Consider the following 20,704-nt stretch of genomic DNA (forward strand, 5'->3'; position numbering starts at 1 on the left):
CCCCGCGGCGGTCTCCCGGCGCCCTGCACCGCATCGATCTCGTTCGCCCCGAAAGGATCCGGTCGGGTCCGGCTCCGTCCGGTCAGTGCAGGGCCGCACCGTCCGGCCGGCGCTTCGAGGCTCCGAGACGCCCCGCGGCCTCGTCGATCGGCCCGACCGCCGCACGCAGCGCGGCGACGAGGCGCGGCGCTTCGGGCCGGCCGGTGATCGCGGCCGCGCCGCGCTCGACCTCGCCCCAGAGCCTGCGCCGGCCGCGCCCGATCAGGCCGACCAGCGCGCATTCGTGCCCGGTCAGCCGGCAGCAGGTCGCCTGCATGAACGGCCCGTCATCGGCCCGCTCGGCGCGCAGCGCGCGGACGACCCCGACGATCCCGGAGACGAAGCGGCCGCCGGCCTCGGCGCCGAGGAGCGTCTCCGCACCGTCGAACGCCGCATCCCAGCATGCGATGTCCCGCGTCATGTAGCCCGCGGCCACGAACCGGGCGACCGAGAGCGCCAGCACCTCCGCGTCGTCGCCGCAGACCTCCGCCACCCGCGGCATCGGCGCATGCTTCGACAGGATCGGTGCGGACATTCGGCCTCCGGAAAGTGCCTGCCGCACCGCCTCGTCACGCTGAAACGGGCCGCACTGTGCCTGCGGGGCGGAAGTATCCGAGGTGGAGGGCAAGGATCAAGAGCACGCCCGAAAATCAGAGCGGTTCCAAACTGTTACGAATACATCCCTGCTCTCGGCCGTCGTCTGTTGCCGAAAGATCCCGCCGTCCGTTGCCGCTTCTGCCCGTGCGTCCCGCCTTCGGCGCGGCGCGGCGTCCCTTGATGGGCCGGGTCGCCTCGTCCATATCTTGGCGTGCCGGGCCGCTGGGCCGGAAGGGGCGCTGCCGCCAGCGGGCCCCGCGACGAGGCGCCCACCGGCATTCGGGCACGGGGCCTCCACAGGGGTGTTGCCGCCGATGACCCGTCCATCTCCGTTCGGACACCCGTTCCTGCTCGGGTTCGACGAGATCGAGCAGGCCCTCGACCGGGTCTCCAAGGCCGCCAACGACGGCTACCCGCCCTATAACATCGAGCGTCTGGCCCGCACCGACCGGGAGCCGGACCGCCTGCGGATCACCCTGGCGGTGGCCGGCTTCACGCGCGACCAGCTCGACGTGATGCTGGAGGAGAACCAGCTGATCGTCCGCGGCCGTCAGGTCGACGACAAGGAGCGGCTGTTCCTCCACCGGGGCATCGCGGCGCGGCAGTTCCAGCGCGCGTTCCTGCTGGCCGACGGGATGGAGGTGCTCGGCGCCGACCTGTCGAACGGGCTGCTCTCGATCGATCTGGCCCGGCCCGAGCCCGAGCGGGTGGTGCGCCGCATCGCCATCCTCGAGCGCGATTGATCCGCGGGAAAAGCACCCCACATCAGGATCAGGCCCACGATCGCCGGATCGGTTCGATCAAGACGGGATCGTTTCCGGGCCGATTGCTCTGCCTCGAAAGGAGGGCACGACATGACCGACCTCAACACCTCGCCGCTGACGGCCGCCGACCTCGATCCGGCCGAATTCAACGCCGCCGACCTCGCGGCCCTGGGCGAAGGGCACATCGCCTACGTCCGCTCGATCCGCTCCGACGAGGTGATGCGGCTGTTCCCGCAGGCGCCGCAGCTGACGCCCGGCCTCGACCTGTTCGCGCTCCTGTCGGCCAGCGGCGCGCCGATCCTGCTCGCGGACTCGCGCGAGGTGATCCTCGCCAACGCCGCCGAGCACGACCTCTTCCCGGTCAGCCTGCACTAGCCGGTCTCGCCATCTCCGCCACCGCCGAGAGCAGCCGCGCGATATCCTGCGGCCGCGACAGGCGGTGGTCGCCGTCCGCGATCAGCGTGAGGACCGTGCCCGCCGCCGGCAGCCGGTCCAGGATGCGGAAGGCGTGGGCGTGCGGCACGTCCGGATCGTTCATTCCCTGGAGGACGTGGACCGGGCAGCGCAGGTCGAGGGCGCCGGTCAGCAGGCGGTTGCGCCGGCCATCCTCGATCAGCGCCATGGTGATCGCGTCGGGCTCGGGCGCGTAGGCGCTCTGGCGCAGCCAGACGCCGTCCTGCTCCAGCGTGCGGCGCACCTCGGGCGGGAACCGATCCCACATCAGGTCCTCGGTGAAGTCGAGGGCCGGCGCGATCAGCACGAGGCCGGTCGGCGCCGGCGCCCCGCGCGCCGCGAGGTTTCGCGCCGCGAGGCAGGCGATCCATCCGCCCATCGAGGATCCGATCAGCACCGGCGCTTCCGGCGCGTGCGCGGCGAGCACGCCCTCGGCGTCGGCGAGCCAGGTCGAGATCGTGCAGGCCGAGAACTCGCCCTCGGATTCGCCGTGGCCGGAATAATCGAACCGCACGAAGCGCCGCCCCTCGGCGGCGGCCCAGGCGTCGACCGCCATCGCCTTGGTGGCGCCCATGTCCGAGCGGAAGCCTCCGAGCCAGACGATCACCGGACCCGCCCCGTCGCGCACGCGCACGGCGATCCGGCGTCGGTCAGCCCCTTCGCCGACGTCGACGTGCTCCAACGTCGTCCCGTCCCGCATCCCACTCTCCCGATTCGCCCGGCCCGCGCGTTCCCGACCTGAACGCCGCGTCTTCAGCCGCCGTTTACCAGACCGTAAAGCGTACCCGTGATCCTATGACAATGAACGCTTCCCTGCGGCCGCGGCCCGCCTGCGCCCTCTCGCCGCGCAGCCGCCGATGAACGGCGATTCCCGTCCGTCGGTCGGCTTCCCCGGCGACGCGTCGCCGCTGGCCGGTGCCTGCGTCCTCCAGATCATTCCCGAGCTCGACGCCGGCGGTGCCGAGCGCACCACCGTCGACATCGCGGCCGGCCTCGCGGCGGCGGGTGCGCGTGCGCTGGTGGCGACGGAGGGCGGGCGCCTCGTCGGCGAGCTTCAGGCCAAGGGCGGCATCTGCCTGCCGTTCCCGGCGGCATCGAAGAACCCCGTCCAGATGGCCCTCAACGTCGGCCGCCTGGCGCGCCTGTGCCGGCGCGAGGGCGTGCAGATCATCCATGCGCGGTCCCGCGCCCCGGCCTGGGTCGCGCTCGGCGCCGCGCGACGGCTGAAGCTGCCCTTCGTTACGACCTATCACGGCAGCTATTCCGGTCGTACCGGCGTGAAGGTGCTGTACAACTCGGTGATGGCGCGCGGCGACGTGGTGATCGCCAACTCGCACTACACCGCCGACCTGATCCGTCGCCTGCATGCCGAGCAGGCGGGCGACCGGGTTCAGGTGATCCACCGCGGAACCGACCTCTCCGCCTTCACTCCCGTCGCGGTCGGCGCCGCGCGGGTCGAGGCGTTGCGCCGCGTCTGGGGCGTCGCCCCGCACGAGCGCGTCGTCCTGCTGGCGGCCCGCCTCACCGCGTGGAAGGGCCAGCGCATCCTGATCGAGGCGGCGGCGCTGATGCGTGCGCAGGGCGTCGCCGACTTCGCCATCGTGCTCGCGGGCGACCCCCAAGGCAGGGTCGCCTACGAGCGCGAGCTCGACGCGCTGGTCGTGGCGCGCGGGCTCGAGGGAATCGTCCGCCGCGTCGGGCATTGCACCGACATGCCGGCGGCCTTCCGGGCCGCCTCGGTCGTCGCGGTGCCCTCCGTCGAGCCGGAGGCGTTCGGCCGTTCCGCCGTCGAGGCCCAGGCGCTCGGCACGCCGGTGGTGGTGTCCGATCTCGGCGCGGTCCCCGAAACCGTTTTGAGCCCGCCCGAAGTGTCGGCCGGCCAGCGCACCGGCTGGCGCGTTCCCGCCGGCGATGCGGCGGCGCTCGCGGCGGCACTCGGGGAGGCGCTGTCGCTCGGCGCCAGCGCGCGCGACGCGCTGGCCCGCCGCGAGCGCGCCCATGTGGAGGCGAACTTCTCTCTGGAGCGCATGGTCGGCGACACGCTGGCGATCTACGCCAAGCTGCTCGGCCGGTCGGAGCCCGCCTGACCCCGCGTCGCGATGGGGGCTTGTTCTTTTGGCCCGCAAGCTTCACATCGGGGAAAAGGTTTTCGCATCGCGGGAGCCGGTATGGTTTTGCGTCGAGACGGCGGCATGTGTTGACTTGCCGCACGGTTCGGCCAAGGTAAGCTGTCCGGGATAGGCCGGAGCGATCGGTGGTCTGGGCAGCCTGGAACGGGATGCCAGGGGCCGCCGTTTCGTCGTTGCATCAGGAGAACACCGCCATTCGTAGACCCATGAGAGCCATGCCGGCCCCGCAGAAGGACGGGCCTCGCGCCAACCGGGACATCCGCGGCGTGCGCGAAGTGCAGCTCATCGACGACACCGGCCAGAACCGGGGCGTCGTCGCCTTCTTCGATGCTCTGGCCCTGGCCGAAGAGGCCGGCCTCGACCTCGTCGAGATCGCACCGAACTCCGTTCCTCCCGTCTGCAAGCTGCTCGACTACGGCCGCTTCCGCTTCAACGAACAGAAGAAGCAGAACGAGGCCCGCAAGCGGCAGAAAACGGTCGAGGTGAAGGAGATCAAGCTCCGCCCCGGCATCGACAAGCACGACTACGACACCAAGATGAAGTCGGTGCAGCGCTTCTTCGAGGAGGGCGACAAGGTCAAGGTGACCCTGCGCTTCCGCGGTCGCGAGATGGCGCACCAGGATATCGGCCTGCGCCTGCTCGAGCGGGTGAAGACCGAGACCGCCGAGATCGCCAAGGTGGAAAGCGAGCCGATGCTCGAAGGCCGCCAGATGATCATGATCCTGGCACCGCGCTGATCGCTCCGCCGAGGCCCGTGGAATTCCAAAACGCCGTCTCGCTCCGCGAGGCGGCGTTTTTCATGATGCGGTCGCGCGTCGCCGTTCATCGGACACCATGCGCCTTTCACGGGCCGTCGCGCTTTCACCGGCCGGTCGCGCGGATTATCTGCTGCGCATGGCCCTGACATCCGACGAGATCGAACGCTACGCCCGCCACCTCGTGCTGCCGGAGATCGGCGGCCCCGGGCAGGGCAGGCTGAAGGCGGCGCGCGTGCTCGTGATCGGTGCCGGCGGGCTCGGCGCCCCGCTGATCCAGTACCTGGCCGCCGCCGGCATCGGCACGATCGGCATCGTCGACGACGACACGGTCTCGCTCTCGAACCTGCAGCGCCAGATCATCCACGGCACACCGGATCTCGGCCGCCCGAAGGTCGAGAGCGCCGCGGACGCCGTCGCCCGCCTCAACCCGAACGTGACGGTGGTCGCCCATCCGATCCGGATCGATGCCGCATCCGCCGAAGCCTTGGCCGCCGCGTACGACGTCGTCGCCGACGGCTCGGACAACTTCGCGACCCGCTACGCCGTGTCCGACGCCTGCTACCGGGCGCGCCGCCCCTTGGTCACCGCCGCCCTCGGCCGTTTCGATGGCACGCTGACGACGATCCGCGCCCACGAGACCGGGCCGGACGGCGACCCGAACCCGACCTACCGCTGCCTGTTCCCGAACCCGCCGCCGCCCGGCACCGTGCCGCCCTGCGCGGAAGCCGGCGTGCTCGGGGCGCTCGCCGGCGTGATGGGCTCGCTGATGGCGATGGAGGTGATCCGCGCGGTGACCGGCTTCGGCGAGCCGCTGGTCGGGCGGCTGCTGATGGTCGATGCCCGCGCGATGCGGTTCGAGACCTTGGGCTACGCCTGGGACGAGGCGAACCCGCTCAGCGGCGCGGTGCCGTCACAAGCCTGATGGCGGGGTCCATTCCGCTTCGGCATCCACCTTGCCGAGGCAGCACTTCTTGAACTTCTTGCCGCTGCCGCACGGGCAGGGATCGTTGCGGCCGACGTCCTTGAACGGGTTGACCGTCGGCAGGCCGTAGCCGGCCTTGGTCCAGGCGAGCTGAACGATCGGGTCGTCGAGGTAGCCGTGGTTCCACGCGTCGAGGCGCGACCGGTCGTTGGGCTTGCGCTCGGCCTCGCGCAGGGTCTCCTTGAACCACGCGGCATCGCTGAACTCGTCGGTGATGCGCTTGTCGCGCCGGGCCGCCTCGGCCCGCGGGGCGAGATCGCGCAGGCCGAGATAGGCGATCGCCTCCTCCCAGGCGATCCAGCCGACCGCCTCCTCGACGGCGGCCTTCGCGTCGTCGAAGCGGACCAGCAGGTCGCGCAGGGTCTGGCGCGGAATCCGACCCTCGATCGCCAGGAAGACGCAGGCGGACAGCAGCGCTTGGCGCACCGCATCGTCGACCGTGCTGTCGAGGATCAGCGCGAAGATCCCGTCGGTCCGCCCGTCGAACAGGCTCGCGATCATGCGGGCGAGCGTCGTGGTGACGGCGTCGCCGAGCACCGCGTCCACGCTCTCCTCGTCCTGGCGCAGGAAGCGCAGGAGCGGGGCGAGCAGCCGCGGATCGCGGGCATGGGCGAGCACGTGCAGCCCCCAGAACAGCAAGTTCTCCTGCTCCGGCGTCAGCTCGGCGCCCTCGGCCGCCACCGAGAGGAGGCGAAGGGTCTCGTCCGCGACGAGATCCGGCTCGGCCAGGGCGCGACGCAGCAGCGGCTCGGGCAGGGTCTCGGCAAGGGACAGTGCCTGGCTGAGCGCTTCGGCGTCGGTCATGGTTGGGTCGCCCTCGTTGCGTGCCGATCGCGTCGCGTGCAGGTCGCGCGCCGGTATGGTCGTCGGGGCGCGGGGTTCAGCCGCGCAACGTCGCGCCGGTCTTGCGGCCGACCTCGGCGACGATCCGGGCGCTCACCGCCTCGATCTCCGCATCGGTCAGCGTCCGCTCCAGCGGCTGCAGCCGCACCGCGATCGCCACCGACTTCGAGCCCTCCGGGATGCCGGTGCCCTCGTAGACGTCGAACACGTCGACGCCGGTGACGAGCTTGCGCTCGGCGCCGGCCGCCGCCTTGACGATCTCGCCGGCGGCGACGTCGCGGCCGACGACGAAGGCGAAGTCGCGCGACAGCGGCTGGAAGTCCGAGAGCGTCGCCACGCCCTTGGTCTTGGTCGGCTTCAGCTTCGGGGCCGGGATCGCGTCGAGGACGATCTCGAACGCCACCAGGGTGCCCTTGAGATCGAGCGCCTTCATCACCCGCGGATGCACCTCGCCGAAGAAGCCGACCGGGTTCTTCGGGCCGAACTGGAGCGTGCCCAAGCGGCCGGGATGCAGCCAGTCCGGGCCGCCCGCCACGACCTGGAGCCCGCCCGTCGGAACGCCGAGGGCGGCCAGCATCGCCATCGCGTCGGCCTTGGCCTGGAAGGCGTCCACGGTCGGCGCGGTGCCGTCCCAGTGGCGCCCGCCGCCCGCGAGGTTGGCCGTTCCCCGGCGCACGGCCGCGGCGCGGATGGTCTGTCCCTCCGGCGTGTCGTCGGCGAAGCACTGCCCGACCTCGAACATGGCGGCATCGGGATAGCCGCGGTCGGCGTTGCGCTGCGCCGCGCGCAGCAGGCCGGGCACCAGGCTCGGCCGCATGTCGGAGAGTTCCGAGGCGATCGGGTTGGCCAGCACCAGGTCGGCGCCGCCGCCGCCGAACAGCACCGCGTCGTCGTGCGGGATGAACGACCACGTCACCGCTTCCATCAAGCCGCGGCTCGCCAGCGCGCGCTTGGCGCGGCGGGTGCGCTTCTGGATCAGCGTCAGCGTCGGGCGCGCGAGGCCGGCCAGCGGCGCCAGCGGCTTCGGCTCGATCCGGTCGAGGCCCGCGATGCGGATGATCTCCTCGACGAGGTCGGCCTCGCCCTCGATGTCGGGCCGCCACGACGGCGGCAGCACCTTCGCCCGGTCGCCGGTGCCGGAGACCTGGAAGCCGAGCGCCTCCAACGTGACGGTCATCTCGGCGCGGGACAGCTCGATCCCGGCCAGACGCCGCACTTCGGTCCAGGGGAAGTCGACGACGCGGTCGGTCTCGGGCATCGCGCCGGCGATCGTCGCCTCGGACGGGATCCCGCCGCAGAGGTCGAGGACGAGCTGCGTCGCGCGGTCGAGCCCGGGCAGCGTCGAGGCCGGGTCGACGCCGCGCTCGAAGCGGTAGCGCGCATCGGTGATCACGCCGAGCCGCCGTCCGGTCTGCGCGATGTTGGCCGGGTTCCACAGCGCCGATTCGATCAGCACGTCGGTGGTGGAGGCGTCGCAGCCCGAGGCCGCCCCGCCGATGATGCCGGCGATGGACTCGACGCCGTTGTCGTCGGCGATGACGACCATCTCGCCGCCGAGCGCGTGCTCGCGCCCATCGAGGCCCTTCAGGGTCTCGCCCTCGCGGGCGAGCCGGACGGTCAGGCCGCCGGCCACCTTGGCGGCGTCGAACACGTGCAGCGGCCGGCCCTGGTCGAAGGTCATGTAGTTCGTGATGTCGACCAGCGCGTTGATCGGGCGAAGGCCGATCGCACGCAGCCGCGCCTGCATCCAGTCCGGCGAGGACCCGTTGCGCACGCCGCGCACGCGGCGCAGGGCGAAGTGCGGGGCGAGGTCGCGCGCCGCCTCGGGAATGTCGAGGGCGACGGCGACCGGGCAGGGGCCTTCGCCGCGGATCCGCGGCTCGGCCAGGGGCTTCAGGGCGCCGATGCCGGTGGCGGCGAGGTCGCGGGCGATGCCGTGGACCGAGGCGCAATCCGGGCGGTTCGGCGTCAGGTTGATCTCGATCACCGGATCGTCGAGCCCGGCCCACAGCGCGTAGGGCGTGCCCACCGGCGCGTCGGCCGGCAGCTCGAGGATGCCGTCGTGGTCGTCCCCGAGGCCGAGCTCGGCCCCCGAGCACAGCATGCCGCGGCTCTCGACGCCGCGGATGTTGCCCACCGAGAGGGTCATGTTCTTGCCGGGCACGTAGGTGCCCGGCGGCGCGAACACGCTGAGCAGGCCGGCGCGCGCGTTCGGCGCGCCGCAGACCACCTGGAGCGGCTGCCCGTCCCCGGCGTCGACGCTGCAGACCCTGAGCCGGTCGGCGTTAGGATGCTGCTCGGCGGTGAGGATCTTCGCCACCACGTAGGGCTTCAGCGCCGCCGCCTTGTCCTCGATGCCCTCGACCTCGAGCCCGATGCGGGTGAGCGTCTCGGCGATCACGTCGAGGGACGCCTCGGTGTCGAGGTGGTCCTTGAGCCAGGAGAGGGTGAATTTCATATCGGTCTGTCTTTGAAGATCAGGTGGATCGCCAAGCTCATCCTTTCGGATGCGCTCAAGGCTTCGAGGAGGCCGACCAGCTCGCGGGCCTGCTCCAGGTGATCGCGAGCTGCATTTTCCTGGTAGAAGCCGAGGCGGGGTGGTGCGTAATCGGCGAGCATGCGTGCCCCCTGCAACGGCACGATCAGGTCGCCGATCCGTTTGAGCGAGACATTCGTCGCGAGCGGGCTGCCTTTGGGCTGGAAGGCCGTGCGAAGCGAACCGTGATCGAGCGCGCGGTAGACTTTCTCGTATTCGCTCGACGCGCGATCGGAATCGCCGAGAAGGGTGTCGGCACACAGGCGGGCGAGGGCGTGGAATGCAGCGTAATAGGCCGTGCTGACGGCGCGCCGCTTCACGCTCGAACTGTCCGGGTGGGCGTCGACGATATGCTCGGCCAATCGTAGCAGGCGTGCGACCATCGTGGACATGGCGTCAGTCCACGTCCGCGTGAACTTGCCGCTCGTCGGCGATGTCGTTGCTCAGGAACACGAAACGATCGTCGCCGCGGGCGATGAGGGCATCCCGGATCGCGTGCACCGTTCGCACGAGTTCGGCGCGACTGGCCGGTCGCGTGTTGTACCGAGCCGTCACGCGGATGATCGGGGCGCCATCGAAATCCGTATCGAATCGAACCTCCGCTGCCTTGTATTGCCCACCGGGAAAGCGGTGTTCGAGCACCGAAGAGACAACGTTTTCCACTTCGCGTTCCGTCATGGCGCTCACCCTTTCTACCCCGTCAGGCCGCCGATCAGGCTCGGCACGTCGAGCGGGCGGAAGCCGTAATGCTCGATCCAGCGCAGGTCGGCCTCGAAGAACGGCCGCAGGTCCGGCATGCCATACTTGAGCATGGCGATGCGGTCGATGCCGACGCCGAAGGCGAAGCCCTGGACCTCGCTCGGGTCGAGGCCGCAATTCCGCAGTACGTTCGGGTGCACCATGCCGCAGCCGAGGATCTCGAGCCAGTCGGTGCCCTCGCCGAAGCGGATCTCGCCGCCCTTGCGCGAGCACTGGATGTCGACCTCCGCCGAGGGCTCGGTGAAGGGGAAGAACGAGGGTCGGAAGCGCATCTTGACGGCGTCGACCTCGAAGAACGCCTTGCAGAACGCCTCGAGCACCCATTTTAGGTTGGCGATGTTGGCCGCCTTGTCGATCACCAGCCCCTCGACCTGATGGAACATCGGCGTGTGGGTCTGGTCGGAATCGTGCCGGTAGGTCCGGCCCGGGATGATCACCCGGATCGGCGGCGTCTGCGACCGCATGGTGCGGATCTGGACCGGCGAGGTGTGCGTGCGCAGCACCTTGCGCTTGCCCTCGGCGTCGGGCGCCAGGAAGAAGGTGTCGTGCATCTCCCGCGCCGGATGCCCGGGCGGGAAGTTCAGCGCGGTGAAGTTCAGCTCGTCGGTCTCGATGTCCGGGCCTTCGGCGACCGAGAACCCCATGTCGGCGAAGATCGCGGTGATCTCGTCGATGACCTGGCTGATCGGGTGGATGCGGCCGCGGGACTCGGGCGCCTCGCGCAGCGGCAGGGTCACGTCGATGCGCTCGGCCGCGAGCCGCGCTTCGAGGGCCGCCTCGGCGAGCGCGTCGCGGCGCTGGGCGATCGCGCCCTGTACCCGGTCGCGCAGGCCGTTGATGAGCGGGCCGCGCTGTTTGCGCTCCTCCGGGCTCATCGCGCCCAGCGTCTTCAGCAACTCGGAGACGCTGCCCTTCTTGCCGAGCGCCGCGACGCGCAGGGCCTCGAGCGACGCCTCGTCGGCGGCGGCCGCGACCTGGGCGAGCAGGTCGCGTTCGAGGGTGTCGAGATCGGTCATCGCTGTCCCATCGCGTGCGGTTCACCGCCCGGCGCCGTCGGCGCGCAGGCTCGTGGTCACAGGGTGTGCGAACATGACGAAGGCGCGGCGCTCCCCGAGGGAGCCCCGCGCCTTTCGCCGGTTCGTCGCTCGGATGAGGCTCAGGCGGCCTTGGCGGACTGAGCGGGCAGGGCGGCCTTGGCCTTCTCGACCACGACGGCGAAGCTCGCCGGCTCGTGGATCGCGAGGTCGGACAGCGCCTTGCGGTCGACCGCGATGCCGGACTTCGCCAGGCCGTCGATGAAGCGCGAATAGGTCAGGCCGTGCTCGCGGACGGCAGCGTTCAGGCGCTGGATCCAGAGGGCGCGGAACGTGCGCTTCTTGTTCTTGCGGTCGCGGTAGGCATACTGCATGCCCTTCTCGACCGCCTGCTTGGCGATGCGGATCGTGTTCTTGCGCCGGCCGTAATAGCCACGGGCGGCCTTGAGGACTTTCTTGTGCTTGGCGTGACTGGTCACGCCGCGTTTGACGCGGGCCATGGTGTATCTCCTGGATCGAAAAAAGCAGTCTCGGCGGTCGTGAAGGGCTTACCGGCTGTTGGGCAGGAAGTATTTCTTCACGTTGGCGGCATCGCCCTCGAACAGGGTGGTGGTGCCGCGCAGGTTGCGGATCTGCTTCGTCGTCCGCTTGATCATCCCGTGGCGCTTGCCGGCCTGGGCGTACATGACCTTGCCGGTCCCGGTGATCTTGAAGCGCTTCTTCGCGCCCGATTTGGTCTTCAGCTTGGGCATTTGGCTCTCCTTGCGCGAAACCCCAGCCGTCCGACGATGGCCGGAGGGGTGCGCTCGATGGATGCTTCTGGTGGAGCAGCATGAACCGCCACGGCAGCCCTAACCGGCCGGGCGGTTCCACGCGGGGCGGCTTATGGCAGAAACCGCGCGCCGCTTCAATGCCCGGCGCCCGAACGGTCCGTCCCGTCGGCCCGCAGCACCCGGAGCCCGCTGCGCTCGCCGCCGGCTCGGTCGCGTTGGAGAGGCGCCCGATCGTCGGCTTCGCTGCAGGAGGAGGCCGTCGACCGCGTTCGAAGCCGGCGTGTCGCCGGCCTTTCGTCCTGCGCTCGAAACGCTCACCTCAGTACCGGATCCTCGCGAGCCGCGGGCGCGCGACCGGTCGTCGAGGATACCGGGGACAAGTCCCGGCGAAGACGACGAAGCGCTGCCTTTGCACCGCACAAGGAACCATAACCTTGGCCGTGGGTTTCGTTCATGTCCCACTCAGCCCGGGTCGGGTTAGATCCCCGAAACGCAGGCTACTCAGGAGACCTTTCGTGCGCATTGCCCAGATCGCCCCGCTCTCGGAAGCCGTACCGCCCAAGTTCTACGGCGGCACAGAGCGCGTCGTCAGCTGGATCACCGAAGAACTGGTCCGCCAGGGCCACGACGTCACCTTGTTCGCGAGCGGCGATTCCGAGACGTCCGCCAAGCTCGCGGCCTGCACGCCCGAAGGTCTGCGTCTTCTGGGCTATCGCGATCATACCGCGAGCCATCTCGCGATGCTGCACCAGGTTCATCGTCGGGCGCACGAGTTCGACATCCTCCATTTTCACATCGATCTGCTGCAGTATCCCATGTTCGAGGATCTGAACCACAAGTGCATCACCACGATGCACGGCCGCCTCGACGTGCCGGACTTCATGCCCGTCTACAAGACCTTCACCGGGATGCCGCTGGTGTCGATCTCCGACAACCAGCGCGAGCCGATGCCGCCGAACGTCAACTGGCTGTCGACGATCCATCACGGCCTGCCGGCCCAGAACTGCCCGTATTCCCCCGAGGCCAAGGGCGGCTACCTCGCCTTCCTCGGCCGCATCTCGCCGGAGAAGCGCCCGGACCGCGCCATCGAGATGGCGATCCGCTCCGGCACGCCGCTGAAGATCGCCGCCAAGGTCGACAAGGCCGATCAGGATTACTGGGACGAGGTCATCGAGCCGATGATCCACCACCCGCTGATCGAGTATATCGGCGAGATCAACGAGGAGCAGAAGAAGGAATTCCTCGGCAACGCCCTGGCGCTCGCCTTCCCGATCGACTGGCCGGAGCCCTTCGGCCTGGTGATGATCGAGGCGATGTCGGCCGGTACCCCGGTGATCGCCTTCCGCAACGGCTCCGTGCCGGAGGTGATCGCCGACGGCGTCAGCGGCGTGCTGTGCGAGACGATGGACGACGCGGTCGCCGCGGTGGCCAAGGTCAAGACCATGAGCCGCGCCGGCGTCCGCCGCCACTTCGAGACCGCGTTCACCGCCGAGTGCATGGTCAAGAAGTACGTCGCGGCCTACGAGGAACTCCTTGCCGCCCGCGATTCGGTGATCGCCCTGCCGACCGCCTCCGCCTTCGCCCCGCATTACGGCGAGATGAACGGCTCGGCCCGCCCGGCGATCTCGATCGCCGCGATGCCGGCCTGATCCGGTCGCGGCGGGCCTCGCCCGCCGCCGCATCCGGCATTCGGCTTGCAAGGGCCGTCCAAGAGCCGTCGAAGCGGCGCGGGCAGGGTTTTCTCCGTCCTCGCCCCGTCGTACAAACGGCTCAATCAGACGGTCACCAGGGCCGCCGCATCGCAAAGGCGCGATCCGGCGGCCCTTTCGATTCGCACTCCAGGATGCGCGGAGCAGGTCACGCATGGCGGACACGATGACGGCAAAGGCGCAGCCCGGCAGCGAGGCGCAGCAGAAGATTCCGCGCGGCTTCCAGGATGCCGACGAGGTGCTTCCGCAGTACCACATCGAGGCGCAGACCTCGCTGGTGGACCGGCCGCTGCGCTCGCTCAAGTTCGGCGAGGCCTTCGCCGTGCTGGATTCGTTCGGCGACATCGGCGTGCAGCCCGGGCCGGAAGGCCTGTACTTCCAGGATACGCGCTACCTGTCGCGCCTGCACTTCACCATCGAGGGCCAGCGCCCGCTGATGCTGTCCTCGGTGATGCAGGACGACAACGGCGCGCTCTCGGTCGACATGACGACCCCCGACATCCGCCTCGACGGCGGCGACGAGATCACGCTGGCGCGCGAGATCATCGCGATCGAGCGCACGAAATTCCTGTTCCGCGGCGCCTGCTACGACCGGATCGGCCTGCGCTCCTACGATTCGCGCCAGCGTACCCTGCGCATCGAGGTCACGTTCGATGCCGATTACCGCGACCTGTTCGAGGTCCGCGGCACGGCGCGCACCAGCCGCGGCAAGCGCGCGGTGCAGGTCGCGAGCGACCAAGAGGTGCAGTTCCGCTACGTCGGCCTCGACGAGATCGTGCGCACCACCGCGCTGCATTTCGGGCCCAAGCCGAAGCTGCTCGAGCCCGGCCGTGCCGTCTTCGAGGTGACTCTGGCGCCCGAGGGCCGTGCCTCGCTGTTCGTCCGCGTGGTGTGCGAGGCGCATCGCGCCTTCACCAGCGCGCCGTCCGCCGAGAAGACCGGCGAGGATGCCGCCGCCGCGCTCTCGCTCGCCTCGGGCAGCACCGCGGTGCGGCCGCCGAAGGGCCTCTACGAAGGCATGGTCTTCGCCCGCGCCTACCGCGACGCGCGGCGCGACCTGCGCGAGCTGACCGCCGGCATCACCACGATCATCTCGTCGAACGACCAGTTCAACGAGGCCGCCTGCCGCGCCACCGCCGACCTCTACATGCTGGCGAGCCGGACGCCCGAGGGCATCTACCCGTTCGCCGGCATCCCCTGGTACTCCACGGTGTTCGGGCGCGACGGCATCATCACCGCGATGATGGCGCTGTGGATCGATCCGAAGTTCGCCAAGGGCGTGCTGCGCTACCTCGCAGTGACGCAGGCCAAGACCGTCGATCCGGCCGCCGACGCGCAGCCGGGCAAGGTGCTGCACGAGACCCGCCGCGGCGAGATGGCGATGCTCGGCGAGGTGCCGTTCCGGCACTATTACGGCACCATCGACGGGACGCCGCTCTTCGTGATGCTGGCCTGGGACTATTACGCCGTCACCGGCGACCGCGAGACCATCACCCGGATCTGGCCCGCGCTGGAGCTCGCGCTGGCCTGGATGAACGAGTACGGCGACCGCGACGGCGACGGCTTCGTCGAGTACGCCCGCGACACCGACAAGGGGCTGGAGAACCAGGGCTGGAAGGACAGCCACGATTCGATCTTCCACACCGACGGGCATCTGGCCAAGGGCCCGATCGCGCTGTGCGAGGTCCAGGGCTACGTCTACGCCGCCAAGAACGGCATGGCCAAGCTCGCCGCGATGCTCGGTCACGACGCCATGGCCGAGAGCCTGACGCTCGAGGCGAACGACCTGCGCGAAAAGTTCGACGCCGCGTTCTGGAACGCCGAGATCGGCACCTACGCGCTGGCGCTCGACGGCGAGAAGCGCCAATGCGCCGTGCGCTCGTCCAATGCGGGCCACGCCCTGTTCACCGGCATCGCCAAGCCCGAGCGGGCAGCGCAGGTGGCGGCGACGCTGCTGTCGAAGGACGGCTTCAACGGCTGGGGCGTGCGCACGATCGCCCGCGGCGAGGCGCGCTACAACCCGATGTCGTACCACAACGGCTCGATCTGGCCGCACGACAACGCGATCATCGCGATGGGGCTCGCCCGCTACGACCTCAAGCACGAGGCCGCGCGCATCTTCCAGGGCATGTTCGAGACCGCCTTGTACCAGGACCAGAAGCGGTTGCCGGAGCTATTCTGCGGCTTCATGCGCCGGCGCCAGCGCGGGCCGGTCTCCTACCCGGTGGCGTGCAGCCCGCAGGCCTGGGCCGCGGCGGCGCCGTTCGCCTTCCTCTCAGCCTGCCTCGGGCTGGAGCTCGATCACGCGCGCAACCGCGTCCGCCTGCGCAACCCGATCCTGCCGGCGTTCCTCGACGGGGTCTCGCTCTACAACGTGCGCCTGGGCGATTCGCGGGTCGACCTGCGGTTCCAACGCCACGGCAGCGACGTCACCGCCAGCGTCACGCGTCGCCTCGGCGACGCACAGGTGGCGGTGCTGAAGTAGCCGCCGCGCGCGGGTCTCGGAGCGCGAGGCGGCGGTCGCCTCGCGCAGCCGCGCATCATTCCGGATGCGGCTCGCCATCGGGCTTCGGAAGCGTCAGCACCACGCCGGCGAAGTCTCCGCGCTGCCACTTGCGTGCGACCGGATAGGCATGGTCGTACCCGGGCACGGTGAGGGCGAAGCCCGGCGGCAGGCGATGGCGGCGCGAGATCGCGAGCTTCGCGCCCGCGACCGACATGTCGCGGATCACGCAGGCATGGGTCGTTCCGTCGGGACAGGTGATCGTCGCCGGGATCATCACCGTGTGGCGGCCCCCGCCCGATCGCTTCTCCGGCGGAGGCTCCATCAGGCTGAGATGGTTGCGGGAAGCGGCGAGCTCGGACCACGCCTTCGCAACCATGCCGCGATGCTCCTATCCTGCCGCGGCCCTTGCGGTGCGGTGCCTGTTCCTGCTCCGGGTTGTCGTAAGCTCGGTTTTTCAAGAAGGGTTGAAGATGCAGCCGCCGTCCTCCGCCATCGCGCCGACGGATCCACACCGTTACGGTAGCTCCGCGGGCGAGGCCTCGGTGATCGTTGAGGTGTCGGCGTGAGCGCCGAGGAGAGCCCGCTCGACTTGGCGCAGGCGCTGCTGCGCTGCCCCTCGGTGACCCCGGAGGAGGGCGGGGCGCTTGCGCTGCTCGACCGGATCCTCACCGCGGCCGGGTTTGCCGTCTCGCGGCCGGTCTTTTCCGAGTCCGGCACGCCGGACGTCGAGAACCTCTATGCCCGGATCGGCACCGGCGCGCCCTGCCTGCTGTTTGCCGGCCATACCGACGTGGTGCCGCCGGGAGACGCCGCCGCGTGGCGGAGCGGCCCGTTCGCGGGCGCGGTCGCCGACGGCGTTCTCTACGGGCGCGGCGCCGTGGACATGAAGGGCGGCATCGCCTGCATGCTCGCCGCCACGCTCCGGTTCCTGCAGGCGCGCGGCCCGGGTCTTCCCGGCTCGATCGCCTTCCTGATCACCGGCGACGAGGAAGGGCCGGCCCTCAACGGGACCGTCAAGCTGCTGGACTGGGCGAAGGCCCGGGGCGAGCGCTTCGACCATTGCCTGCTCGGCGAGCCGACGAACCCGAGCACCCTGGGCGAGATGATCAAGATCGGGCGGCGCGGCTCGCTCACCGGCAAGCTCACCGTCCACGGGCGGCAGGGCCACGTCGCCTACCCGCACCGGGCCGAGAACCCGATCCCGGGCATGCTGCGCCTCGCCTCGGCGCTGGCCGCGGACCCGCTCGACGGCGGCACCGCGCATTTCGACGCCTCGAACCTCGAGTTCACGACGATCGACGTCGGCAACCCCGCGACCAACGTCATCCCGGCCGACGCGCGGGCGGTGTTCAACATCCGCTTCAACGAGGGATGGGACGCGCAGACGCTCGCCGCCGAGATCCGCCGCCGCCTCGACGCGGCCGCCGGCGGCACGGTCCGCTACGCCCTCGACCTCGTGCCCTCGAACTCTCCGGCCTTCCTGACCCAGCCCGACGCCTTCGTCGCGCTCGTCTCCGACGCGATCGAGGCCGAGACCGGGCTGCGCCCGAAGCTCTCGACCACCGGCGGCACCTCGGACGCGCGCTTCATCAAGGATTTCTGCCCGGTCATCGAGTTCGGCCTCGTGGGCGAGACCATGCATCAGGTCGACGAGTGCGTGCCGGTCGCCGACCTCGACCGGCTGACGGCGATCTACGGCCGGATGCTCGACGCCTACTTCCCGGCGTCGGGCCAGACGGGTGGGCCCTCGGCGGGATAATCCACGCCGACGAAGCACAGCCCGCAGGCGGGCGCCATCGGGCCGCAGCGGCTGCGGTCGCGCGAGGCGAGGATGTCGGCGACGCCGGCCGCATCGAGGCGCCCGCTTCCGGCGAGCATCAGCGTGCCGACCATGCTGCGGACCTGATGGTGCAGGAAGGAGCGGGCGTGGGTCTCGACCACGATCTCCTCCATCGATCCCATCGCACGGCGGGTGACGTCGAGGCGGTCGAGGGTGCGCACCGGGCTGTTGGCCTGGCACTCGGCGGCGCGGAAGGCGGTGAAGTCGTGCAGGCCGAGCAGGCTCTGCCCGGCCGCGTGCATCGCCGCCGCATCGAGCGCCCAGGGCACGTGCCAGACCTGGCCGCCGGTGAAGGTCGGCGGGCTGCGCCGGTCGAGGATGCGGTAGCGATAGTGCCGCCGGATCGCCCAATGCCGCGCGTTGAAGTCGGGGGGGACGATCTCCGCCGAGAGGATCGAGACCGGCACCCGGCGCAGATGCGCGTTCAGCGCGTCGCGCACCACGTCCGTCCGCCAGTCCTTGGCGAGATCGAGATGGGCGACCTGATGCGTCGCATGCACGCCGGAATCGGTGCGCCCGGCGCAGGTCAGCCCCTGCGTCTCGCCCGAGAACCGCGTCACCGCCGTCTCGATCGCGCCCTGCACGCTCGGCGCGTCGGCCTGCCGCTGCCAACCGCGGAAGGGCGCGCCGTCGTACTCGATGACGAGCTTGTAGCGCGGCATCAGGGTCGTCTCTGCAGGTGAGCGGAGGACGCGCCTTTCCCTCCCCCCCTGCGGCGCAGGGTACCTTCCCCCGCAGAGGGGGGAGGGAACGGGCGGTTGTCGATTTCCCTCATCCGAAACCCGCGCCGGCAATCACCCGCGCCCCGCGCAGGAACTCCGCGCCGCTGGCGCTGCCGCCCTTTCCGGCGCGTCGGACCTCCAGGATCCGCACGGCGCTCGAGCCGCAGGCGACCGTGGCGTCGGCGTCGAGGAGCGTTCCGGCGACGCCCGATCCGGTGGCGGGCAGAGCCCGGAGCACCTTCACCCGCTCGGCGCCCTTCCCGAGGTCCACCTCGAAATAGGCGCCCGGGAACGGGCTCAACCCGTTGATCTGCGCCGCGACCGCGGCGGCATCCCGGGTCCAGTCGATCCGCGCCTCGTCGTTGGTGATCTTCCTGGCGTAGAGCACGCCGTCCTCGGCCTGCGGCCGGAAGGTCAGGGTGCCGGCGTCGAGCTCCTGCAGAGCTTGCGCCATCAGGTCGGCGCCCGCCGGCATCAGCGCGTCGTGCAGGTCGCCCGTGGTCATGCCGGGGCGGATCGGGATGCGGGCTTCCAGCGCCACCGGCCCGGTGTCGAGGCCGGCTTCCATCCGCATCACGCCGACGCCGCTCATCCCGTCGCCCGCCATCACTGCGCGGTGGATCGGCGCCGCCCCGCGCCAGCGCGGCAGCAGCGAGCCGTGCAGGTTGAGGCAGCCGTGGAGCGGCGCGTCGAGGATCGCCTGCGGCAGAAGCATGCCGTAGGCGACGACAACGGCGACGTCGGCCCGGTGGCGCGCGAAGGTCTCGGCGGCCTCGGCGTCCTTGAGGGTCGACGGGGTCAGGACCGGCAGGCCGAGCCGGTCCGCGAGCGCATGGACGGGGGAGGGGCGCAGCGCCATGCCGCGCCCGGCCTTCGCCGGCGCGCGGGTGTAGACCGCCGCGATGGCGTGGCCGTCCTCGGAAAGACGCGCGAGCGTCGGCACCGCGAAATCCGGGGTGCCCATGAAGACGACGCGCATGTCCGGTGTCCGATCAGGCCGCGTCGCGCTTGGCCGCCTTGGTGAACTTCTTCACGATCCGGTCGCGCTTGAGCTTCGACAGGTGATCGATGAACAGCACGCCGTTGAGGTGGTCGATCTCGTGCTGGATGCAGGTGGCGAGCAGGCCGGACGCCTCGATCTCCTGCACCGCCCCGTCGAGGTCGCGGAACCGCACCCGCACCTTGTCCGGCCGCGTGACCTCGCCGTAGACCTCCGGGATCGAGAGGCAGCCCTCGTCGTAGACCCGCGTCTCCTCGGAGGCCCAGACGATCTCGGGATCGAGGAAGATCTGCGGGTTGCGCACGCCCTCCTCCTTGGAGGTGTCGATGGTCACCATCCGTTTCGTCACGCCGATCTGGATCGCCGCGAGGCCGACGCCGGGCGCGTCGTACATCGTCTCGAGCATGTCGTCGGCGAGGGTGCGGATCTCCTTCGTCACGGGGCCGACCGGCTCCGACGGCAGGCGCAGGCGCGCATCGGGCAGGATCACGAGGGGACGGATCGTCATGGCTCGACCGGGTGACGGAACAGGTGGCGGGGCGGGCGTGTCGCCGGAATAGGATGCGGGGGGAGGGCGGTCAAATGCCCGCGCCGCCGCCGCCGCGGCTGGTCCTAGAACGCCGTGCGGCTGCGGATCGCCGCCGTCAGCGTGCCCTCGTCGAGATAGTCGAGCTCGCCGCCGACCGGCACGCCGTGGGCGAGCCGCGTCACCGTCAGGCCGAGGTCCTTGATCGCGTCGGTGACGTAGTGGGCCGTGGTCTGCCCGTCGACCGTGGCGTTCAGCGCGATGATGATCTCCTTCACCTCCGGCCGGGCCGCCCGCTCCACGAGGCTGGCGATGTTGAGGTGCTCGGGCCGGACCCCGTCGAGGGCCGAGAGCACGCCACCGAGCACGTGGTAGCGCGCCTGCACCGCGCCCGAGCGTTCCAGCGCCCAGAGATCGGACACGTCCTCGACCACGACCAGCAGCGTCGGATCGCGCGACGGGTCGCTGCAGATCGTGCACGGATCGCAGGTGTCGACGTTTCCGCATTCGCGGCAGACGACGATGCGCTCGACCGCGACCCGCATGGCGTCGGCCAGCGGCGCGAGCAGCGTGTCCCGCTTCTTGATGAGCTGCAGGGCCGCCCGCCGGGCGGAGCGGGGCCCTAGGCCCGGCATCCGCGCGAGCAGCTGGATCAGGCGCTCGATCTCAGGGCCGGCGACGGCTTGCGGCATGAACGGTTCGTTTTCCTGGGCGGGGCCTGGGCGGGCCTGGGC

General features: G+C 70.5%; 22 protein-coding genes. 8 read left to right on the forward strand and 14 right to left on the reverse strand.

Annotated elements, in window-relative coordinates; all coding sequences use genetic code 11:
• Positions 1-82: 82 nt before the first annotated feature.
• Positions 83-574, reverse strand: coding sequence for a hypothetical protein (locus tag FV227_RS13105; RefSeq protein WP_147859121.1), 492 nt, complete (start codon positions 572-574; stop codon positions 83-85).
• A gap of 376 nt (positions 575-950) precedes the next feature.
• Between FV227_RS13105 and FV227_RS13110 the strand changes: the two genes are divergently transcribed.
• On the forward strand, positions 951-1,379 hold the full coding sequence (locus FV227_RS13110) for an Hsp20 family protein (RefSeq protein ID WP_147729168.1): 429 nt from the start codon (positions 951-953) through the stop codon (positions 1,377-1,379).
• Between the two features lie 111 nt (positions 1,380-1,490).
• Positions 1,491-1,775, forward strand: coding sequence for a DUF1150 domain-containing protein (locus FV227_RS13115; protein WP_147729167.1), 285 nt, complete (start codon positions 1,491-1,493; stop codon positions 1,773-1,775).
• Here FV227_RS13115 and FV227_RS13120 read toward each other — a convergent pair.
• A complete protein-coding gene (locus tag FV227_RS13120; RefSeq protein ID WP_147859122.1) occupies positions 1,762-2,553 on the reverse strand; it encodes an alpha/beta hydrolase in 792 nt (263 codons plus the stop codon). The two genes, FV227_RS13115 and FV227_RS13120, sit on opposite strands and share 14 nt — an antisense overlap.
• Before the next feature lie 157 nt (positions 2,554-2,710).
• Between FV227_RS13120 and FV227_RS13125 the strand changes: the two genes are divergently transcribed.
• From FV227_RS13125 to moeB, 3 genes are all read left to right on the forward strand, one after another.
• Positions 2,711-3,940 carry a glycosyltransferase family 4 protein gene (locus tag FV227_RS13125; protein ID WP_147859123.1) on the forward strand — a complete coding sequence of 410 codons (1,230 nt, stop codon included), beginning with the start codon at positions 2,711-2,713 and terminating at the stop codon, positions 3,938-3,940.
• 257 nt (positions 3,941-4,197) lie between these two features.
• A complete protein-coding gene (infC, locus tag FV227_RS13130) occupies positions 4,198-4,719 on the forward strand; it encodes a translation initiation factor IF-3 (protein WP_243933822.1) in 522 nt (173 codons plus the stop codon).
• Positions 4,720-4,876: 157 nt separating this feature from the next.
• Positions 4,877-5,662, forward strand: coding sequence for a molybdopterin-synthase adenylyltransferase MoeB (moeB, locus tag FV227_RS13135; protein WP_147859124.1), 786 nt, complete (start codon positions 4,877-4,879; stop codon positions 5,660-5,662).
• Here the strand turns inward: moeB and FV227_RS13140 are convergent.
• From FV227_RS13140 to rpmI, 7 genes are all read right to left on the reverse strand, one after another.
• Positions 5,651-6,526 carry a DUF1186 domain-containing protein gene (locus FV227_RS13140; RefSeq protein WP_187274786.1) on the reverse strand — a complete coding sequence of 292 codons (876 nt, stop codon included), beginning with the start codon at positions 6,524-6,526 and terminating at the stop codon, positions 5,651-5,653. The genes moeB and FV227_RS13140 overlap by 12 nt on opposite strands.
• Before the next feature lie 76 nt (positions 6,527-6,602).
• Positions 6,603-9,023, reverse strand: coding sequence for a phenylalanine--tRNA ligase subunit beta (gene pheT / locus FV227_RS13145; RefSeq protein WP_147859125.1), 2,421 nt, complete (start codon positions 9,021-9,023; stop codon positions 6,603-6,605).
• Complete coding sequence (locus FV227_RS13150) at positions 9,020-9,493, reverse strand: hypothetical protein (RefSeq protein ID WP_147859126.1); 474 nt, start codon at positions 9,491-9,493, stop codon at positions 9,020-9,022. Before FV227_RS13150 ends, pheT begins: the two co-directional genes overlap by 4 nt.
• 4 nt (positions 9,494-9,497) lie before the next feature.
• Positions 9,498-9,779 (reverse strand): hypothetical protein, encoded by a 282-nt coding sequence (locus FV227_RS13155; RefSeq protein WP_147725892.1) that lies wholly within the window; start codon positions 9,777-9,779, stop codon positions 9,498-9,500.
• Between the two features lie 14 nt (positions 9,780-9,793).
• Positions 9,794-10,876 (reverse strand): phenylalanine--tRNA ligase subunit alpha, encoded by a 1,083-nt coding sequence (gene pheS, locus FV227_RS13160; RefSeq protein WP_147725893.1) that lies wholly within the window; start codon positions 10,874-10,876, stop codon positions 9,794-9,796.
• 140 nt (positions 10,877-11,016) lie between these two features.
• Positions 11,017-11,394: a 50S ribosomal protein L20 gene (gene rplT, locus FV227_RS13165; protein ID WP_147725894.1), complete on the reverse strand. Its 378-nt coding sequence runs from the start codon at positions 11,392-11,394 to the stop codon at positions 11,017-11,019.
• A 48-nt stretch (positions 11,395-11,442) separates the two neighbouring features.
• Complete coding sequence (gene rpmI, locus FV227_RS13170; protein WP_018044555.1) at positions 11,443-11,646, reverse strand: 50S ribosomal protein L35; 204 nt, start codon at positions 11,644-11,646, stop codon at positions 11,443-11,445.
• 536 nt (positions 11,647-12,182) lie between these two features.
• On the opposite strand from rpmI, the gene FV227_RS13175 reads away from it, so the two are divergent.
• Both FV227_RS13175 and FV227_RS13180 read left to right on the forward strand, forming a co-directional pair.
• Positions 12,183-13,316, forward strand: a complete 1,134-nt coding sequence (locus FV227_RS13175; RefSeq protein ID WP_147725896.1) for a glycosyltransferase family 4 protein — start codon at positions 12,183-12,185, stop codon at positions 13,314-13,316.
• A 226-nt stretch (positions 13,317-13,542) separates the two neighbouring features.
• Positions 13,543-15,861, forward strand: a complete 2,319-nt coding sequence (locus FV227_RS13180) for a glycogen debranching N-terminal domain-containing protein (protein WP_246686495.1) — start codon at positions 13,543-13,545, stop codon at positions 15,859-15,861.
• Between the two features lie 55 nt (positions 15,862-15,916).
• Here FV227_RS13180 and FV227_RS13185 read toward each other — a convergent pair whose 3' ends face one another.
• Positions 15,917-16,258, reverse strand: coding sequence for a PilZ domain-containing protein (locus FV227_RS13185; RefSeq protein ID WP_147859128.1), 342 nt, complete (start codon positions 16,256-16,258; stop codon positions 15,917-15,919).
• A 186-nt stretch (positions 16,259-16,444) separates the two neighbouring features.
• On the opposite strand from FV227_RS13185, the gene dapE reads away from it, so the two are divergent.
• Positions 16,445-17,641 carry a succinyl-diaminopimelate desuccinylase gene (dapE, locus tag FV227_RS13190; RefSeq protein ID WP_147859129.1) on the forward strand — a complete coding sequence of 399 codons (1,197 nt, stop codon included), beginning with the start codon at positions 16,445-16,447 and terminating at the stop codon, positions 17,639-17,641.
• Here the strand turns inward: dapE and truA are convergent.
• From truA to recR, 4 genes are all read right to left on the reverse strand, one after another.
• Entirely contained in the window at positions 17,596-18,384 is a 789-nt protein-coding gene (gene truA, locus FV227_RS13195; RefSeq protein ID WP_147859130.1) for a tRNA pseudouridine(38-40) synthase TruA, read from the reverse strand. The genes dapE and truA overlap by 46 nt on opposite strands.
• A 109-nt stretch (positions 18,385-18,493) precedes the next feature.
• Positions 18,494-19,423, reverse strand: a complete 930-nt coding sequence (gene fmt, locus FV227_RS13200) for a methionyl-tRNA formyltransferase (protein WP_147859131.1) — start codon at positions 19,421-19,423, stop codon at positions 18,494-18,496.
• A gap of 13 nt (positions 19,424-19,436) precedes the next feature.
• Positions 19,437-19,952 (reverse strand): peptide deformylase, encoded by a 516-nt coding sequence (locus FV227_RS13205; protein ID WP_147859132.1) that lies wholly within the window; start codon positions 19,950-19,952, stop codon positions 19,437-19,439.
• Between the two features lie 104 nt (positions 19,953-20,056).
• A complete protein-coding gene (recR, locus tag FV227_RS13210; RefSeq protein ID WP_147730063.1) occupies positions 20,057-20,662 on the reverse strand; it encodes a recombination mediator RecR in 606 nt (201 codons plus the stop codon).
• Between the last annotated feature and the right edge of the window lie 42 nt (positions 20,663-20,704).

This window comes from Methylobacterium sp. WL119 (genome assembly GCF_008039875.1).
In the GTDB taxonomy this organism is placed as follows: Bacteria; Pseudomonadota; Alphaproteobacteria; order Rhizobiales; family Beijerinckiaceae; genus Methylobacterium.